Origin of the sequence: Lactobacillus sp. ESL0263, assembly GCF_003692845.1 — a bacterium.
GTDB classification, from domain to species: Bacteria; Bacillota; Bacilli; order Lactobacillales; family Lactobacillaceae; genus Lactobacillus; species Lactobacillus apis.
The window spans coordinates 790,832-808,043 of the sequence record NZ_REHL01000004.1; the positions used below are offsets into that span (position 1 = coordinate 790,832).

14 protein-coding genes are annotated in these 17,212 nt (G+C 37.5%); 5 read left to right on the forward strand and 9 right to left on the reverse strand.

What is annotated here, in order from left to right:
* Positions 1-4 precede the first annotated feature (4 nt).
* From F5ESL0263_RS05765 to F5ESL0263_RS05785, 5 genes are read right to left on the reverse strand one after another with little or no spacing between them, the layout of a single operon-like run.
* Positions 5-982, reverse strand: a complete 978-nt coding sequence (locus tag F5ESL0263_RS05765) for a 3'-5' exoribonuclease YhaM family protein (protein ID WP_046307314.1) — start codon at positions 980-982, stop codon at positions 5-7.
* Positions 982-3,477: an AAA family ATPase gene (locus F5ESL0263_RS05770; RefSeq protein ID WP_122035536.1), complete on the reverse strand. Its 2,496-nt coding sequence runs from the start codon at positions 3,475-3,477 to the stop codon at positions 982-984. The genes F5ESL0263_RS05765 and F5ESL0263_RS05770 overlap by 1 nt, the downstream gene beginning before the upstream one ends.
* On the reverse strand, positions 3,458-4,675 hold the full coding sequence (locus tag F5ESL0263_RS05775) for a DNA repair exonuclease (protein WP_122035538.1): 1,218 nt from the start codon (positions 4,673-4,675) through the stop codon (positions 3,458-3,460). Before F5ESL0263_RS05775 ends, F5ESL0263_RS05770 begins: the two co-directional genes overlap by 20 nt.
* Before the next feature lie 8 nt (positions 4,676-4,683).
* Positions 4,684-5,034, reverse strand: a complete 351-nt coding sequence (locus tag F5ESL0263_RS05780; RefSeq protein WP_122035540.1) for a YlbF family regulator — start codon at positions 5,032-5,034, stop codon at positions 4,684-4,686.
* Positions 5,035-5,049: 15 nt separating this feature from the next.
* The gene (locus tag F5ESL0263_RS05785) at positions 5,050-7,107 is read right to left on the reverse strand and encodes a PBP1A family penicillin-binding protein (protein ID WP_122035542.1); all 2,058 of its coding nucleotides are present in this window, start codon (positions 7,105-7,107) and stop codon (positions 5,050-5,052) included.
* 84 nt (positions 7,108-7,191) lie between these two features.
* On the opposite strand from F5ESL0263_RS05785, the gene F5ESL0263_RS05790 reads away from it, so the two are divergent.
* Entirely contained in the window at positions 7,192-8,070 is an 879-nt protein-coding gene (locus F5ESL0263_RS05790; protein WP_122035544.1) for an RluA family pseudouridine synthase, read from the forward strand.
* 50 nt (positions 8,071-8,120) lie between these two features.
* On the opposite strand, the gene F5ESL0263_RS05795 is transcribed toward F5ESL0263_RS05790, so the two are convergent.
* Both F5ESL0263_RS05795 and F5ESL0263_RS05800 read right to left on the reverse strand, forming a co-directional pair.
* Positions 8,121-8,837, reverse strand: coding sequence for a GntR family transcriptional regulator (locus tag F5ESL0263_RS05795; RefSeq protein ID WP_122035546.1), 717 nt, complete (start codon positions 8,835-8,837; stop codon positions 8,121-8,123).
* Between the two features lie 14 nt (positions 8,838-8,851).
* Complete coding sequence (locus F5ESL0263_RS05800) at positions 8,852-10,096, reverse strand: alpha-L-fucosidase (protein ID WP_122035548.1); 1,245 nt, start codon at positions 10,094-10,096, stop codon at positions 8,852-8,854.
* Between the two features lie 181 nt (positions 10,097-10,277).
* Between F5ESL0263_RS05800 and F5ESL0263_RS05805 the strand changes: the two genes are divergently transcribed.
* The 3 genes from F5ESL0263_RS05805 to F5ESL0263_RS05815 are packed head-to-tail and all read left to right on the forward strand — an operon-like array spanning position 10,278 to position 12,781.
* A complete protein-coding gene (locus F5ESL0263_RS05805; protein ID WP_122035550.1) occupies positions 10,278-11,189 on the forward strand; it encodes a PTS mannose/fructose/sorbose transporter subunit IIAB in 912 nt (303 codons plus the stop codon).
* A 1-nt stretch (position 11,190) separates the two neighbouring features.
* Entirely contained in the window at positions 11,191-11,985 is a 795-nt protein-coding gene (locus F5ESL0263_RS05810; RefSeq protein WP_074425012.1) for a PTS sugar transporter subunit IIC, read from the forward strand.
* Positions 11,960-12,781 carry a PTS system mannose/fructose/sorbose family transporter subunit IID gene (locus F5ESL0263_RS05815; protein WP_122035552.1) on the forward strand — a complete coding sequence of 274 codons (822 nt, stop codon included), beginning with the start codon at positions 11,960-11,962 and terminating at the stop codon, positions 12,779-12,781. Before F5ESL0263_RS05810 ends, F5ESL0263_RS05815 begins: the two co-directional genes overlap by 26 nt.
* A 109-nt stretch (positions 12,782-12,890) precedes the next feature.
* On the opposite strand, the gene F5ESL0263_RS05820 is transcribed toward F5ESL0263_RS05815, so the two are convergent.
* The gene (locus F5ESL0263_RS05820) at positions 12,891-13,805 is read right to left on the reverse strand and encodes a proline-specific peptidase family protein (RefSeq protein WP_074425011.1); all 915 of its coding nucleotides are present in this window, start codon (positions 13,803-13,805) and stop codon (positions 12,891-12,893) included.
* A 35-nt stretch (positions 13,806-13,840) separates the two neighbouring features.
* Positions 13,841-15,619: an oligopeptide ABC transporter substrate-binding protein gene (locus F5ESL0263_RS05825; protein WP_122035554.1), complete on the reverse strand. Its 1,779-nt coding sequence runs from the start codon at positions 15,617-15,619 to the stop codon at positions 13,841-13,843.
* A gap of 189 nt (positions 15,620-15,808) precedes the next feature.
* Between F5ESL0263_RS05825 and F5ESL0263_RS05830 the strand changes: the two genes are divergently transcribed.
* Complete coding sequence (locus F5ESL0263_RS05830) at positions 15,809-17,179, forward strand: serine hydrolase (RefSeq protein WP_122035556.1); 1,371 nt, start codon at positions 15,809-15,811, stop codon at positions 17,177-17,179.
* Positions 17,180-17,212: the final 33 nt, after the last annotated feature.

A 17,212-nucleotide genomic window follows, 5' to 3' on the forward strand; every position in this document is an offset into this window, starting at 1 on the left:
TTTTTTACTCTAATTTTTTAAACTTCGTCAACGCCTCATCATTCTTCGGCCGATAAAAGCGTCTTCCACCCTGGCTCATAATGTTATCTGTAAAATTACCAGGACGTGTATTTTGCAGCGCGTTCGTTATTGCATAAAGCGATGCATCTAAGTCATCAATTCTGTGTAATAACTCAGCTTCTAATAAAGCCGGCAATTTTGGTGAACCATATTCAAATTTACCGTGATGCGACAATACCATGTGGCGTAACAACAAAACGTCTTCTGATTCAAGATCAAAATTTAGTTCTCTTGCAGCAAGCATTATTTGCTCATCAATTAAAACTAAATGCCCAATCAAGTTGCCTTCCGTAGTATATTGGGTTGCCACTGGACCAGACAATTCCAAAACTTTACCCATATCATGTAAAATACAGCCAGCGTATAAGAGGGAACGGTCAACTTGCGAATAGTTATCGGCAATTGCTTTAGCATCTCTTAACATTGACAGTGTATGATATGCCAGACCGCCACGTACCGCATGGTGATTGCTCTTGCCTGCTGGATAATCAAAAAAGCGCTTGTCCCACTTTTTCAATAAATAGCGCACAATTCTATTCCAAGTTGGGTTTAGAATTTCAAACACATACTGATTAATTTCATCTTTCATTGAAGAAATTTCTTCTGGCGCCGATTTAACAAATTGATTTAGATCATAGCCTTCTTCAGGTCCTACCACACGCAAACCATAAATCTTAATTTGTGGCTGTCCCTGATATTCTTCGCGCTTACCGTCCAATTCAACGATTGTGCCACTACTATAGGTTGCAGCATCTTGATTAGTTGCATCCCAATAATTTCCACGAATTTCACCAGAAGCATCGCCAAAAGACAATGCCAAATATAATTTACCCTTCTGAGTATGTCTTAACTGGGAATTTTTAATTAAGACAATCGCCTCTAATTCTTCACCATCATTGTAGTCCAGTAAGTGTTTATACATTACTCGGTTCCTTTCGTAAAAGTTAGCGGCTTAAGCTGTAACTTTTCAACTAATCCAGCTTGTGCGGTAAAAATAAGTACTTGATTATTCTCGGATACCTGGCCTAACAACTGCTTAATTTGATTTACTCTTTGATCATCAAAGTTTACAAAAGAGTCGTCAATTAAAATTGGCAAGTTAATCTGATCTTTAATTTGTTCAACAAAAGCCAACTTGAGTGCAAAATAAAGCTGCTCAGATGTGCCGCGTGACAAATATTGTACTTTAATCTTTTTACCATCGAATCTAGTAACTGTTAATTTCTTATCAATATTAAGACTATTATACCGATTATTTGTTAATAGTCGCAAATATTCTTTTGCTGTCTTTAACATTTTAGGAAACCGCTCATTTGAGGCGAGGTCTAAAGCACGTGAAATCCACTTTGAAGCAGCTAAATTAGCTAGATACTCAATACTTAAGTTTCTAAATTCTGTTTCAGTATTAGCTAATTCTTGTTTGGCTGCGAAAACGGCATTTGAATTCGCCAAATTGGTCATTTTCACCTTTGTTTCGGCATCTTTGGTCTGCAATTCCTTTATTACTTCTTGCTTTTGGTCAATTTTAATTTGGACTGTTTCTAGCTTTTTGGCAAGTTGATCACTTTCTTGAAGCTGCTTAATCTTAGCTAGATTTTCACCAAGATTATCCTTCAAAAGAGAAAGCTTAGTTTTAAGTTCCGCTTGTCGAGTACTCTTAGCCTGCAGAACCTGGTATTCAGCCATATCTTGAACCTGTGCCTGAGCAAATGCCGTCTTTAACCGTAAATTCAGATCATGCAACTCAGCTTGAGTTTTTGCCAGCCGCTTTTGCAGATCAATTCTTTGATCTGCTATGTGCCGCGAGTTCGCTAACCGATTCTCAAGTTCATCTAATGAAGCTATAACGGCCTCAAAACTAGGTTCAATTGAGCGATCGAGTGTGGCACTGATTTTCATTGCAATTTTTGCAAGTTGCTCGTTAAGTTCGCGTTCATGCTGCAAATCATCCTGCTTTTTTTGCTCAAGCATTTGGTATTGACGCCATTCATTGACCAAACTATGAAGATCAAGCTGGTCAGGATTAAGACCATACTTATGTGAAAATGTAATTCTTTGTTCCTTAATCAGCTTCGCCTGTTTAGCCTGTTGGTTGAGCACACGCTTTTCTTGCTTTTGTTTGCCAATGCCCCAACAAGCTCCGACTAGGCCAATTAACATGACCAACCCACCGATTAGAGGTGATGATGCAACTAACAGAATTATGCCGATAACAATGATTAAGCCTGAACCAATCGCAGCGTATTTACCAACTGCATTTTCAGAACTAGAGGTATTGTCTTCAGAAGATGGCAATTTTTCAAAATCATTTTGTAATTGAATAATATCTGCCTGAGTTAAATTGGTGATTTGATGCAAGTCTGGATTTAAAGTGAGTAATTGCTCCTGCTGCTGACTAACTTGCTGAAAGTCCTGCTGGCAATCACGGTCTTCTGCGCGCCATTGCAATATTTCAGGCTTTTTTTGTACCAACAACTTCAAGGAATTCTGGTTTTCATCATTAGACGAAAAATTGGCAAGTTGCTGTTCTAGCTCACTTTGCTCTTTTTGAAGATTTTTAGCTTCTAAATCGAGTCTTTGCGCAGCTTGATATTTTTCTGGATCAAATTCAACTTGTTCCACTTCCTGCTCTAGTTCAATTAGCTTGCGGTAGTTAGGAACCTGGTTTTGCAGTTGACGTAATTGCTCTTGCTCACTCTGAAGTTTTTGAAGAGCTCGCTCCTGCTCTCTTAGTGCACTTGCTTGTGTTTTTTCTTGCTCACTCAAAGTACGATAATCATTAAACTCGTTTTCAGCTTCATCAACCTTGATTCGCTGATCCTTTAATTTGTTAAAAAGAACATTAAGCGGCGGGTTACTCCCCATCTTTTTGAAAATGTCGGAAGCTTTCTTAGCAAAGTCATCTCTTAAATCGATTAACTGGTCACTGTTTGAGGCTCCCAAATAATAAATTCGTTCCAACAGGTCAGTTTGTTGAATTTTCTCAACTTTAGCAAGCATGTCTTGATTAAAAATAAAACTATCCGCATAAAAGTCGCCATCAATATTTTTGATTTCTTCGAAAAAGACACTTTCTGGAACAACCTGTTCGTTTAGTTTAACCGTTAATGTGCCGCCTTTAAGACCTTTACCGCCAGCATATAAACGCTCAAGTTCAAAGTGGTCTCCCTGGTCGTTTTCAAAAAATAAGGAGCCCCCCATCGGACTGACCCGCGCTAAAGGTGTGTAATCTTCAAAAAAAGCTGAGCTCTGCTTCTTTAAATGGAAACCAAACATAATCTGCTTTATAAAGGCAACTACCGTACTTTTACCAGCTTCATTCGTACCATAGAAAACGTTGAGTTTAGGACTGGACAGGTCAAAGGTAACATTAGAAAACTGCCCAAAATTGACAATTTTAATTTTCTTTAACTTCATCGCTAATTCCTTTCAGCTTGCTATTCAGTTTAACCTCGGCCAGTTCCTTCACTTCCTGTAGAAAATCTGGAGTATTTTCCAGTTGATTTGAGAGCTCATCTTTTTTGGCCCAGTCTTTACTTAATTCAGTAAATTCATCTGTAGCAAAAAGTTCTTTTTCTGCTTGATTAAAAAAGGCAAGATCACTTTCAGCGATTTTTAGCTGACTATTCGCCGAAAGACGAACGTCTACTAATTGAGAATCATAATCTAATTGATTGGAAATCATGCGCCAAAAATCATTTTCCTGAATCAGCTCACGCTCTTTATCATTTAAATACTCCGCTCCGCTTATTTGCAGACAAAAATAAGTTGTTTCATTTGGATTTAATGAATCGATAATTAGATTCTGCAATTCGGTTTGTGAAACTTCAGAATTCAACTTAATTACTTGCTGCTGCCACACAATTGGACTTGTTTGAACAAACTGAATCGTTGTTTTCTTTGTCTGTTCATTAATTTCACCCAAGTAGCAACCTTTTTTATCTGTTTCGTTAATGTGGCGCCCTTGAATATTTCCAGAGTATACAATCCACGGATCTTTAGCTAAAACCTGTCTAAGGTGAATATGACCTAAAGCAAAATAGTCATAATTCAGGTCTTTTAAAGCAGTTAAGCTGAAAGGCGCATAAACATCCTGGGCACTTTGATTCGTCTTTTCTTGTGCATGCATTAGTCCAAAAGTGTAGTGCGCTGCTTTACTAGGAAATTGGCTCACCTTATCTTCTGTGATGTGATTATTTAAATAAGAAAAACCAGTTACATCATAAGTAAAGCCCGTCTTAGTCTGACAAGTAATGGACTCGATTTTCTCTTCGTTGCCAAGCAACTTGAAATACTGGCTTTCGGGAACGAGCAAATCAGCTTCTGCCATGTGATCATGATTACCAAAAATCATGACTACTTGAATTTGTGCCTTAGTTAGTCGTTCAATTTGCTCAGCGAAAAAAATCTGCGTACTTGGGTTAGGACGCGCACTATCGAATGTATCACCCGCAATCAATACTAGGTCAACGTCTTCTTTTAAAGCCAAGTCAACAATCTTGGTGAACGATTTATTGGGTGCCTGATGTATTTGTAAAGAGCTCTTAGATGGCAAAAAAGATAGCCCCAAAAAAGGACTATCTAGATGCGCATCCGCTAAGTGGATAAATTTCATTGGTCAAACTAATTTCTAAGACCTTTATACAGATCATTAATCGGCTGAGTAATTATCTTCTGTACTTCTTCAATCGTACCATATAGACCTTGCTCTGCTTGTAACAAATTCAAGATTTGTGGATCTTGTTGTACTTTTTCATTTAAGTTTTTATATTCATCTTGAAGCTCTTGCGATAAGTCTTCACCCTTGGATTGGGCAATTACAATCGCATTTTGTACCTTGTCCATTTCCTTGAAAAGTGCTGTACTTTCCGCGTTATTCTTAACGCCTTCAATTGCTTCTTTCAAAACACTAAATTCATCAATTTCTTGCAGCTCGGATGCTAATTGATTGGTCGTATCGAAAATATTCACCATTTTTAATCCTCCTAATCATCGGCCAAAAAGACCCTTCAGATTATTATACCATTCATTTAGCTTTTCTCCCGCAGATCCTATACCTTTTTGAATTTTATTGTTCAATCCATTGGTCCAGTCCGATCCAGTACCATTATTTTGGATAATTTGCTTAGGAGCTTGTTCGGTAAATTGGTTCTGGGCAGTATAAGGAAGTATTCCTTCCATCTCTGCCTTGTATAGTCTAGTGATTTCAGTTTCTGACACACCATGCATGAAATGTTGCTTATTAGTGCGATCGTAACCAACCCAAGTTGCAACAACTACGTCAGGCGTATAACCAACAATCCACTGATCCTTGGTTCCAAAGCCGTATGAATTTGGAACCTCAGTTGAACCTGTTTTTCCGGCAACTCGAAAACCAGCTGGTTGAGCTGATGCTCCTGTACCACTGGTAAACACGCCTAATAACATCGTTGTCATTTCATGTGCTGTACTTTCTGAAATAACTCGGTGTCTGCCAGTATCGTTATTTTCGGCAATTACGTTACCACTTGCATCAGTAATTTTTGTAATGAAATACGAATTATTCGGCAAGTTACCTTTATTGGCAAAAGCAGAATATGCTCGTGCCATCTGCAATGGTGATACACCGGTTGATAAACCGCCTAGTGCTAAAGCTAAGTTTTGGTCTTCTTTTGGTACTTTAATGCCAAAATTATTTGCAGATTGTACCCCTTTGGACACACCAATCCGGTCTAGTAACCAAACTGCCGGTACGTTTTTACTTTGAGCTAAAGCAACATACATTGGAATCTTATCTGAATAACCATTATCAACGTTATGCGGCTCATACCCATTTTTACCAAATCGCTGCAACTTGTTAGAAAGCTGAGAGTCATAATGATAGCCTTGCTGTAAAGCAGGTGCGTAACTCACAATCGGTTTGATTGAAGAGCCAGGCTGACGCTTCATTTGGGTAGCTCGATTATAGCCACGAAAGACATGCTTGCCACGTCCGCCTATGACTGCCCTGACTGCTCCAGTACTAGGATCCATTACCACACTAGCGCCTTGCGTCTTAGTTCCATCAGTTGAACCTTGAGGGAATAACCAGTCTTGGCTAAATTTTTCTTGGAGTTGTCCCTGATAATTTTGGTTCAGCGTCGTGTAGATACGAAGGCCCTTATTCATAACATCTTCTTCTTTTAAACCATAGCGTTTGATTGCCTCATCGACAACAGCATCAAAGAAGTACGGGTAACGGTAGCCATCCTGGTTGTGGTAAGTATCACGCAAAACCAAGCTTTGGCTTTTTGCAACCTTAGCTTGAGAAGAAGTCAACTTGTTGTTTGCAACCATTAAATCCAAAACTAAGTTCCGTCTTGATAAAGAATAATTCATATGGTCAATTGGGTTATAATTACTTGGATTACGTAAAATTCCTGCTAAGGTTGCACCTTCTCCGACCGTTAACTCATTTGCGTTTTTACCAAAGTACTTTCTACTAGCATCTTGGACTCCCCAAACCCCATTACCAAAATAGGCATTATTAAGATACATTGTTAAAATATCTTTTTTGGAGTATACATGAGTTATTTCAACCGCAAAAAATAGCTCCTCGATTTTTCGCGACAAAGTCTGCCTCTGCGTCAGTAAAGCGTTTTTGGCCAGCTGCTGCGTTAAGGTCGACCCACCACCTGCAATTTGACCATGGTGAATAACCAGTCCTAAAGCCGCACGTCCCATTCCTTTGATACTAAAGCCAGGATTTTTCCAGAAAGTACGGTCTTCAGTCGATATCACAGCATTTTTTACGTTTGGCGAAATTTTGTTATATTCTACGAAAGTTCCCTTTTGCGAATATAGTGCTCCTGCTTTTTGACCTTTATAATCATAAATAGCAGTCGTCGTAGACAATGAAGCCTTCAAATTTGAAATGTTTGATGTTTTAACTTTGACGGTATAATAAGTACAAACCAAAAGCGTCATGCTGAGCAAGATTAAGATAATCCAGCGCCCGATATAAAAGCGGTGATCAATGCGATACCATAAGGCCGCTAAGCCACTTTTCTTTGGTTCATTATTTTCCATTTTATCTGCTCCTTTAGAAACAACTAAAATTTTATCATATTAGCAAGGCTTCCCTTTATTTTCAAGAAGATTTAACAAATATTTATGAGCTATTACTTTACATTTAACATTCCAACAAATCATGAACCCTGTTCAGTAAACGACTTGTTACGTCAATTACTAATTCCACGCAAATGGCGTCATTTTTTGCGTACCGAACAAAAGATAATAATTAATGGTGCTTATCGGTATTTCAATCAAGCAGTCTATCCTAACGATAAAGTCGAACTTTGGTTAGACCACGTTGAAACAGCGCAAAATGAGTATGCTCCTAGTGGTAAAATGCCGGAAATAATCTACGAAGACCAAAATTTCATAATAATTAACAAACCAGCTGGTCAAAAAACTCATCCTAACTTGTTTGAAACTAACACTGCCCTAAATGATTGCGCCACCTATCTGGGCTTTTCTCCCTTTATTGTACATCGTTTAGATATGTTGACGAGTGGGCTGCTCCTCGTTGCCAAAAATCCAGCAGTTGTACCTATTCTAAACCGTGAATTAGTTACCAAGGCCTTTCACCGTGAATATTTAGCAGTTGTTAATCTAGAAAAAGCAATTGATGACAACGGAATAATTGACTTACCCATTGGACATGACCCGCTTGATCAACGTAAGCGCAAAGTTGTTACTGATGGACTGAGGGCAATCACACACTATCAAGTTTTGAAGCGCTACAACAACAGTACAGCTTTAGTTAAATTAACACTGGAGACTGGACGCACACACCAAATTCGCGTTCATCTTGCCGCAATTGGTTGTCCAATTATAGGTGATCCCCTCTATAACCGAAATGCTAAAAAAGACGAGTTTCTCCACTTAACCGCATATCAGATTTCTTTACAAGTACCTTTCACATTAGACGAACTGAGGGTCAAATTACCTGATGAAAAAGTGCCTTTACTTAAAGAAGCAAAAAACTAAATCATTTTTGATTTAGTTTTTTTTGTTTTCTATTAATTTTGATGTAAGAGTTACTGGCGATAAGCTGTTGCAGTTGCCTCATAACCCCAGAATTCAGGTAGTTTATAGCTAATTGTATATTCAAGTAGTTCACCAGAAACTAGTGGCAAATAAGTTTCTCGTTCCTGATAAATAAAAAGCTGCTTTGCTTCTTGTGTGAAATACTGCAATATTTCTTTATCGGAAACAGTTTTTGCCCAATTTTTTTGTTTAAATGGCAATTCAAAAGGATCAATTTTAGAGTCATCCCTAACCTTTTGGTAAACCGAATTAAACAATGACAAGTTATCCAATTCATCAGTATTTAAATAATTTGGATTTAGATAACTAATTGAATATTGACTTACTTTTTTACCAATATATCGTAAACGTCTTACTTCAAGATAATTGTTAATTTCATCGGAATGAAGTTTTTGCAGCACATCTTGATCATCGCCCATTCTTACTAAAAGTACTTTAACACTTTCAGTTTGCCCCTCAGCCAAGTTCAAATCCGTGAGCATTGCAACCTGCTTATGTGCTTCTTTTGCTACAAAAGTTCCACTTCCTTGAACTCGAGTTACCTTATTTTGTTGTTCTAAGGTATTTAGAACTTTTACTGCAGTCGTAGAGCTAACATGATAAATTCGACTGATTTCTGCTTCACTATAGAAACGATCACCAGGATTCAGCCATCCATTATCTAACTTTTCAACCAATTTTAAAACAATATCTTGATATTTTGACATCACTTTCACCGGCTTTATTTAAAGGAAACCTTGGCTATTCTTACACACCAATCTGTCCCATAAGTGTAACCACCTATGTCCACCGTAAGCGTTCCTCTATCAACATCTTGCATAAAAGGAAGTTCTTTTTGATCATCTAGCCAAGTTATTTTTTCTATCTGTTTGAATATACCACTAAATGAACGTAAATTGATACCTTCTCCGCCTAAAACTACATTATCATCGCCAACAATTTCTAAATCATGTAAAAACAAATATAGAGTATTTTTATCTATCAGAGCAATATCTTTATCGTTTCCGCTCGCCTTGATTTCAGAAGAAGGTCGTGAGGTATAGATACTTTGCCCCGCCATCTTTGTCCATTTACCGATTTGTTCCATAACGGCTTGATTCATTAACGGAATTTGTCCAGTTCCAGTTAAGCCAATGTTAAGTAAAATGTTAGCTCCAATGCCACGAGCATGAACAATATTTTCAATTAGCTCTTTTGTAGATTTGAAGTTTAAGTCATCTCTTGCGTAGCCCCAATGTTTATTCATTGTTACTGAGGCTTCCCCAGCAACATATTTATCTTGGAAACCGTGATTAACTTGATCTGGTGTTTTTCGCTCATATGTCACAACATCAATTTCAGGATTACTTATCTTTCCTCTGTTTTTTAAACCTGTATTGTTAACAATTATTGCGTTAGGCTGATATTTTCTGATTGTTCCATATAAACGATCTAATTTCCAATCAGCCTCTTTTTTATTCCAATCACCATCAAACCAAAATCCTCCAATTGAGCCATAATTCTTGCACAAAATTTCAACGGATTTTAATAGATAATCTAAATACTTATTGAAGTCAGTTTGGTACAGATCACTATGCCAATCATATGTCGCCATGTATAAAAAAGGCTGAACATTATATTTATGGCAGGCGTCAATAAATTCTCGAATCAAGTCTCTATGGGCAGGACTGTGCATTGCATCAAACTCAGATAGACTTTGGGTATCATACAAGAAAAAGCCTTCGTGGTGCTTAGTTGTTAAAACAATATACTTAGCACCCATTTTTTTAGCAGACAGAACAATTTGCTCGGCATCAAAATCTTTAGCAGAAAAATTGTTAATTAAGTGTTCATACTCTGCTTTATCTCGATGATGGATATATTCTGTCCACTCTCCGACTTCTAATTGCGAATATAAGCCCCAATGAATAAATAAGCCTAACCCCAAGTCTTCATATTGTTTGATTCTAGTCAAAGCTTCTACCATATTTATTCCTCCCATTCCATTTCAATATTTAACACATTAAGTTAAACACTAAGAAATATAAAAGTCCATAGCTTCATTCAATAAAATATTGTTATTAAGCTATTGCAATTGCTTTCATTTAGAATTAATATTTATCTTGTAACTAAGTTAACACATTAAGTTGAAGGAGAGTGATTTTTATATGTATATCTTAGCAAGTCATGGTGACTATGCAAAACAAACGCTTAAGAGCTGTGAAATGATTACAGGCGAATTAACTAATTTCGCCACAGTTTCTTTTAAAGATCCGATGGGCATTGATGATGTCGTCAAATGCTATGAAGATATTTATCAGAACAGGCAAGATTCTGCTGAGGAAGTCATAATTATTGCTGATATTCCAAATGGTACACCAGCAAACGCAGCAAGTACTTTTATTGCAGAACATCCTGACGTCAAACTATATTCCGGTCTTTCCCTGATGTTGACCTTATCACTAGCAACAGGAACTCCTGCTGAAGAGGCAATCAGTCAAACAATTGAATTAATGGAGTCAAACATCAAAAAGAAACCTAAAAAGCAGCCTGCAGCGCCAAATAAAGAAACTGCTCCTGTAAACACTGGTAACCCACTAGTCAACGTAAGAATTGATTCGCGCTTAATTCATGGTCAAGTTGCTACCATGTGGACTAGAAGTCTTAATACGACGAGAATCATGGTCGTTGACGATCAAATTGTTACCAGTAAGGTGCAAAAGGCAACCTTAAAAACGGCTGTTCCAGCTGGGATTCACTTAAGTATTCTTACAGCTAAGGGAGCTGCAGAACGAATCAATAGTGGACAATACAATGGTCAAAGAGTTCTTTTACTCGTTAAAAAGCCGCAAATCTTGGCACAGCTAGTATCTGCTGGTGTTAAGCTTCCGGCAGTAAATGTTGGTAACATGTCAATGTCTCAGGGGGCACGTCAAGTTGCTAAAAGTGTTGCCGTTACTGACGAGGACACTGCTACCTTTAATCAGATGGCAGAAAAAGGAATTGAATTTTATCATCAAATGGTTCCAAACGATAAACAAGAGCCATTTATTTCAATGTTAAATAAGAAGGAGAACTAAAATGGCAATCACATGGTGGCAAATTTTACTATTAACAGCACTTGCTTTTTGGATGATTATTGACCAGCTGACAGTTGCAATATTGTGTAATTATCCGCTTTTAATTGGCCTTGTAGCTGGACTTATTATGGGTGATATAAAAACAGGTTTAGTTGTGGGCGCAACACTTCAATTAATGGTACTAGGTGTTGGTACTTATGGCGGCGCCAGCATGCCAGACTTCATGACTGGGGCTATCGTCGGCACTGCCTATGCAGTTATGAGTAACAAAGGGGTTAGCTTTGCAATTGGTTTAGCAGTTCCTGTCGGCCTTTTAATGGTTCAACTAGATGTTCTGGCTCGTTTCACTAATACCTTCTTTTTACATCGGGTAGATAAGATGATTGAAGAAGATAATGAAAAAGGCGTTGCCCATAACATTATTTACGGGATGTTTCCTTGGGGATTATCACGTGCACTCCCTGTACTTTTGATGTTATTAGTTGGTAAAAACACAATTCAGGTTGTAGTTAACTCTATGCCTCAATGGCTAACTAATGGCTTATCCGCAGCAGGTGGAATTTTACCAGTAGTCGGAATTGCAATTTTACTTAGATTTTTACCTACTAAACGTTTTATCGCTTACCTATTAATTGGTTTCTTTTTAGCAGCATACATTAAAGTGCCAATGCTTGGTGTAGCAATTATTGGTGCTGCAATGGCAATTATCTATTACAAACAAAGTGAAACTAAGGAAGCAACAACTACTCAAACTGAAGGAGGACATGAAAATGAACTCGGCGAATACGAAGACTAATTCCCAAAAAATAACTAAGAAAGATCTATTCCGCGCAAACTGGCGTTGGTTGTGGAGTAGCCAAATTTGTTGGAACTATGAGCGAATGATGTCAACTGGATATCTTTACACGATGTTACCAACAATTCAAAAACTCTATCCTGACAAAGAAGACCGTGTTTCAATGATGAAACTTCATAATCAGTTCTTCAACACAAACGCTTACGTCGGTGGCTTTATTGTCGGGATGGACATGGCTATTGAAGAAAAAGAAGGTCGGAAAGCTGAAGAAGCAATCGCCGGTTTGAAAGCTGGTCTGATGGGCTCATTTGCTGGTGTCGGTGATACAATTTTTGGTGTCATTCTACCAACAATTTTTGGGTCAATTGCCTCATATATGGGACTAAAAGGAAACCCAATTGGTGCAATCATTTGGCTAATAGCAAACTTTGTTGTTCTGTTCTTACGCTTTGCCCTACTTCCGATGGGATACTCGCAAGGTGAAAAATTAATCTATGCAGCAGGAAATAAATTAAACAGACTAACTGATGCAGCGATTTTACTAGGGGTAACAGTTGTAGGAGCGTTGATTCCAACAGTTGTTAATGCAAACGTACCATTAGTCTTTAAAACAGGTAAAGTTGTTCTAAAAGCACAATCAATTTTAGACCAAATCATGCCTTCACTTGTTCCAGTGCTATTAGTTGCAGTCTGCTACTGGCTTCTAGGCAAGAAGAAAATGACTTCAACTAAACTGATTATTACCGTTTTGATTGCCGGAATTATTTTAGGTGGATTTGGCATAATTGGTAAATAAAGTCGAGTCAAAAGAATAGATACAAGTTAAGCAAAAAGTAAAAGAAACCGGGAGTCAATCGACTCCCGGTTTCTTTTGTTTTATTTAGCTCAAGCACTTATATAAGCGGTTATTCTCCCTTAAACGTGCCGGCTTCAACTTCACGGATAAAATCAGCTACATGTTTGTAGTAAACATCTGGATTATCAACCATATGGTGATGTCCTGCATTCGGTGTAGTAACTAAGCGAGAATTAGGAATTTCTTTTTGCATAATTCTTGCTGTTTCTAAAGGCATTGTATCCTCTTCACCAAAGGTTAATAATGTTGGCATTTTGATTTCTTTTAAATACTTTCTAAAGTGCCAATCTTTCAATTTACCAGTTACCACAAATTCATTATCACCTTGAAAAGCATGGTATACAGGTAAACCGCCAATACGCTTAATATGATATAGCTTACATGGCTGACGACGATCAAGAAAGTTAATGTTCAATATTTGAACGTCCTCTTGGTAGCGTTTATTGTCATAGTCATTGTTTTCTTCACATTCACGCATAAAGTCAATTTCTGATTGTGGGAAAATTTCTTGTCTACGACGATTGATTGATTCAATATAGTCATCAGTATCGTCAACCATAGAAGAAATAATTGTTCCTTTTAAGTGTTGACCATATTTAACCGCATATTCTTGCGCCAGCAAACCGCCCCAGCTTTGTCCAATCAAGTAACAATTATCAAGACCAAGCTTGTCCCGAACTTCGTCCACTTCGTCGAGGAAGTATTCATAGGTTAGGTATTTAGCTGCAATCTCAGGATCATCATAGTCAGGTTGATCTGAATAAAGTGAGCCTAATTGATCATACATTGTTACTTGAACGTTAAGTCCTTGTTTAGCCAATTGATCTGCGGCGTCTTCCCAATATTCATGATTGCCGCCCGGGCCTCCATGTAATGCCAATAAATGGATATCGCCTTCACCTTGGGTACTTGTCCATAAGTGATAGCCGTTATCTAAAGTGATAATTTTTGAACCTGTTCTCATTAGTTAGTCTAGTCCCTTTCTAGCCTATTTTTATCTTATTTTGCGTAACCAACTTTGTACCATAATGGGTGACCGTTATTACCCTCAGATGGCTTCAATGAATAACCAGTAATCTTATCGTTAATTGCTGAAATTTGGTATGAATTATCGATTGGAATTACATAAGCTTCGTCATTCATGTATTTTTGCCATTCATGGAATTTTTGAACACGATATTTATGGTTCAAAGCCTTTTGCGAGTTCATTTCTTCCAAGAGCTTGTTGTTCTTTTCAGTTACAAAACGAGTCATATTAAACGGTGCAGTTTCACTGTAATATGGGTTTGGCGATGGTTCCGTAGGGGTTGACCAACCACCGATGTACATGTCAATACCCTTGTCATCGTGTTGCAACTTATCGTAGAACGAGTTGTGTTCAATCAAACGGCCAGTAGCTAACTGAACATTCAAGCCTACTTTATGCCATTGTTGGATGTAGTTTTGGATGATTGGTTCCTTAGTTGCATCCCCACTCATAGCAGCAACGTTAATAGTTAAAGGCTTGCCGTTAGGTTGTACACGCCATTTACCCTTCTTTTTATAACCAGCCTTGTCTAAAATTTCATTAGCTTTCTTTAAATTATAGTCAAAACCTTTTTCGCTCTTGTCGTAAAAGTCACCAAATTGTTGCGGAACCAGAGTTTTCACTCTGAAAGTTAATGAATAAGTGTAGCGTTTATTAACTGCATCAACGTTCATTGCATATCCAATTGCCTGACGTAAATACTTGTTGTTCATTTTAGCTTTTGGATTTTCAACGTTCTTGCTGAGCTTACTATCCCATTTACCAACCTTAAAACCTAAGTAATGATATGCAATTGGAATTTGAGCAATGAAGTTAACATCCTTAGTTTCCTTAACTTGTGGCCATTGCGTGTTAATTACAGGGATTACATCAAACTTATGACTCTTGATTGCTTGTGAAGCAGAGTTTGGTGAAATGACTGAAACAACAATCTTATCTAAGTTAGGCTTACCACGCCAGTAGTATTCGTTAGGTACCCAAGTAGCTGATTGACCACGAACAAGTTTCTCCATTTTATAAGGACCAAAGAATAATGGGTTCTTTCTGATCTTGTCAGATGACTTTAATTTATCAAATGGAACGTCTTTAAGGTAGTGATATGGTTCAACCCCTTCCCAAAGTGAGCGACTTCCTGCATTGTACATACTTGGGCTCAATTCAGTGAAGTGAAGAATTAACTTACGGCCATTTTCTCCGTCTGGCATTTCAATTCCAGAAATAGTCTTAGCCTTACCTTCATGGTATTCCTTGAGGCCCTTTAAGAGTTCAAATTGGCTACTGTATCTTTGGCAAGCCGTATCCTTGTTAGCCAGGATTTCATATGCATATTCATAGTCCTTGGCAACGACTTGCTTACCATCTGACCACTTAACACCTTTTTTAATGTTAATGGTGATCGTGTTGTTTTTTGGATCTAATTTACGTGTAGCAGCACCCTTGTCCGTAACGCGATAGTTATCATCACTATCAAACAGGGTTTCCTGGCCAGGAGAAGCAACTGTTGAATCTACATCTTCAGAAGATAATTCTTGAGAAAAGATACCTGAAAATGGGGTATCTGTTTCAACGGCAATTTTGACAGTGCCACCCTTTTTAACTGCCTTTTTCGGTGTTTCCATTGGAAACTTGGCTACAGATTTGGTGTCATCATTATTAGCACTGTTGTTGTCATTGCCTTTACCACATGCAGTTAAAGCAAATGCTGACAAACTCAAAATACCAATTGAAGAAAATAGTTTAGCTTTTTTCATCTTATTTCTCATTTCTTTATAAATTTAATTTATTAATATTAATAAATATATCATAGAAATAAAATTATTACATCATAATTATAAAAATAACATTTAATTTTAGTAAAGAAAGGAGTAAAATGGTGATAAAAGTCTGTTTTTTACCGATACGTTTACACCAATGTACCGGTAATTTTTAAAGGAGTAGTAATGGAAAAGCAAAAAATAACTGATTTCGCTGAAAAAGTAATGGATAAATTTAATTTACCTAGTCTAGGCTTTGGTGTATATCATAAAAATGAAAGCTACAGCCACGTCTACGGTGATGCAAACGAAGATAGTCTGTATCCATTGGCTTCTATTTCTAAGTCATTCTTAGCTACAGCAATTTGTCAACTGGCTGATGAAGGCAAAATTAGCTTAGATGATCCATTAAAGAAATATTGGCCTGACTTTAAAATGGTCGATAAATATGTTGAAGATCACTTAACATTCAGGGATGCATTAAGTCATCAAAGTGGGTTACCAGCACATGATTTAATGCGTTTTACCAATATGAATAAACATGATCTTTCATTAAAAGAAAAAGCAGAGCATGTCGGTTATTTACAGCCCAATCACGAATTGCGTGTAAAAATGCAATACAGCAACTTGGTTTATGCTGTGGCTACCTACGTAATGGAACAAGCAATCGGTCAAGATTACGGTTCATATGAGCGTGAACACCTCTTAAAGCCACTACACATGAATGACACATACATCAACCATAATGAGGCTCCTCATGACCGCATTCCTAAGCCATATATTAGAGACAATGATGTAACAGAAGAAGTACCATTTATTGCACCTGGTAAAGTTGGTGGTGCCAGCAGTATGCTAGCTACAATTTCTGACTTGCTAACTTGGGCAGAATTTCAACTGAAAACCCAAAAATCAACCAAAGATGAAGTGACAGCACAACGTTATTTACCACAATCAATTATGTTACCTAATCGTCCTTACGGTGGGGCAAACTTTGGTGCTTATGGTTTGGGTATGATGATGGAAGACTATCGTGGTCACAAATACTTCTATCACAGTGGCTCATACATTGGTTATTGCTCATTCCTTGGTTTTGTTCCTGACCTTGACCTTGCCTTTGTCTTTACTACCAATATGGATTCAACAGATTCAATTTTTGCTCTTGGCTATCAAACAATTGACGAAACTTTAGGAATTCATGATACAGATTGGGCAGACAAAGTAAGTAAAATCATGGCAGATAAAAATCGTGCTCGTGAAGATAACATTGCTAAGCTTAAAGGACCATCTCCAAAAGCGGTAAAAGCAACAGCTGAATTACTTGGTGATTATCAAAATCCAGGTTACGGTTTGGTTACCCTCTGCGATGAAAACGGTGAACTAAAAGCTACTATTGGCAAATGGAATTACCCAGTAATTGAAAATGCAGACGGTAAAATGTTCATTGAAGAAAGATTATATCAACATGGCCTAATTCCAATTACATTAGGTAAAGATAAAATTGCACTTCAATCTGATCCTGCACTTAAAGAACCAACTGAATTTACAAAAGTAAAATAAAAAACTAAAAAGGCACTGCAAATTGCAGTGCCT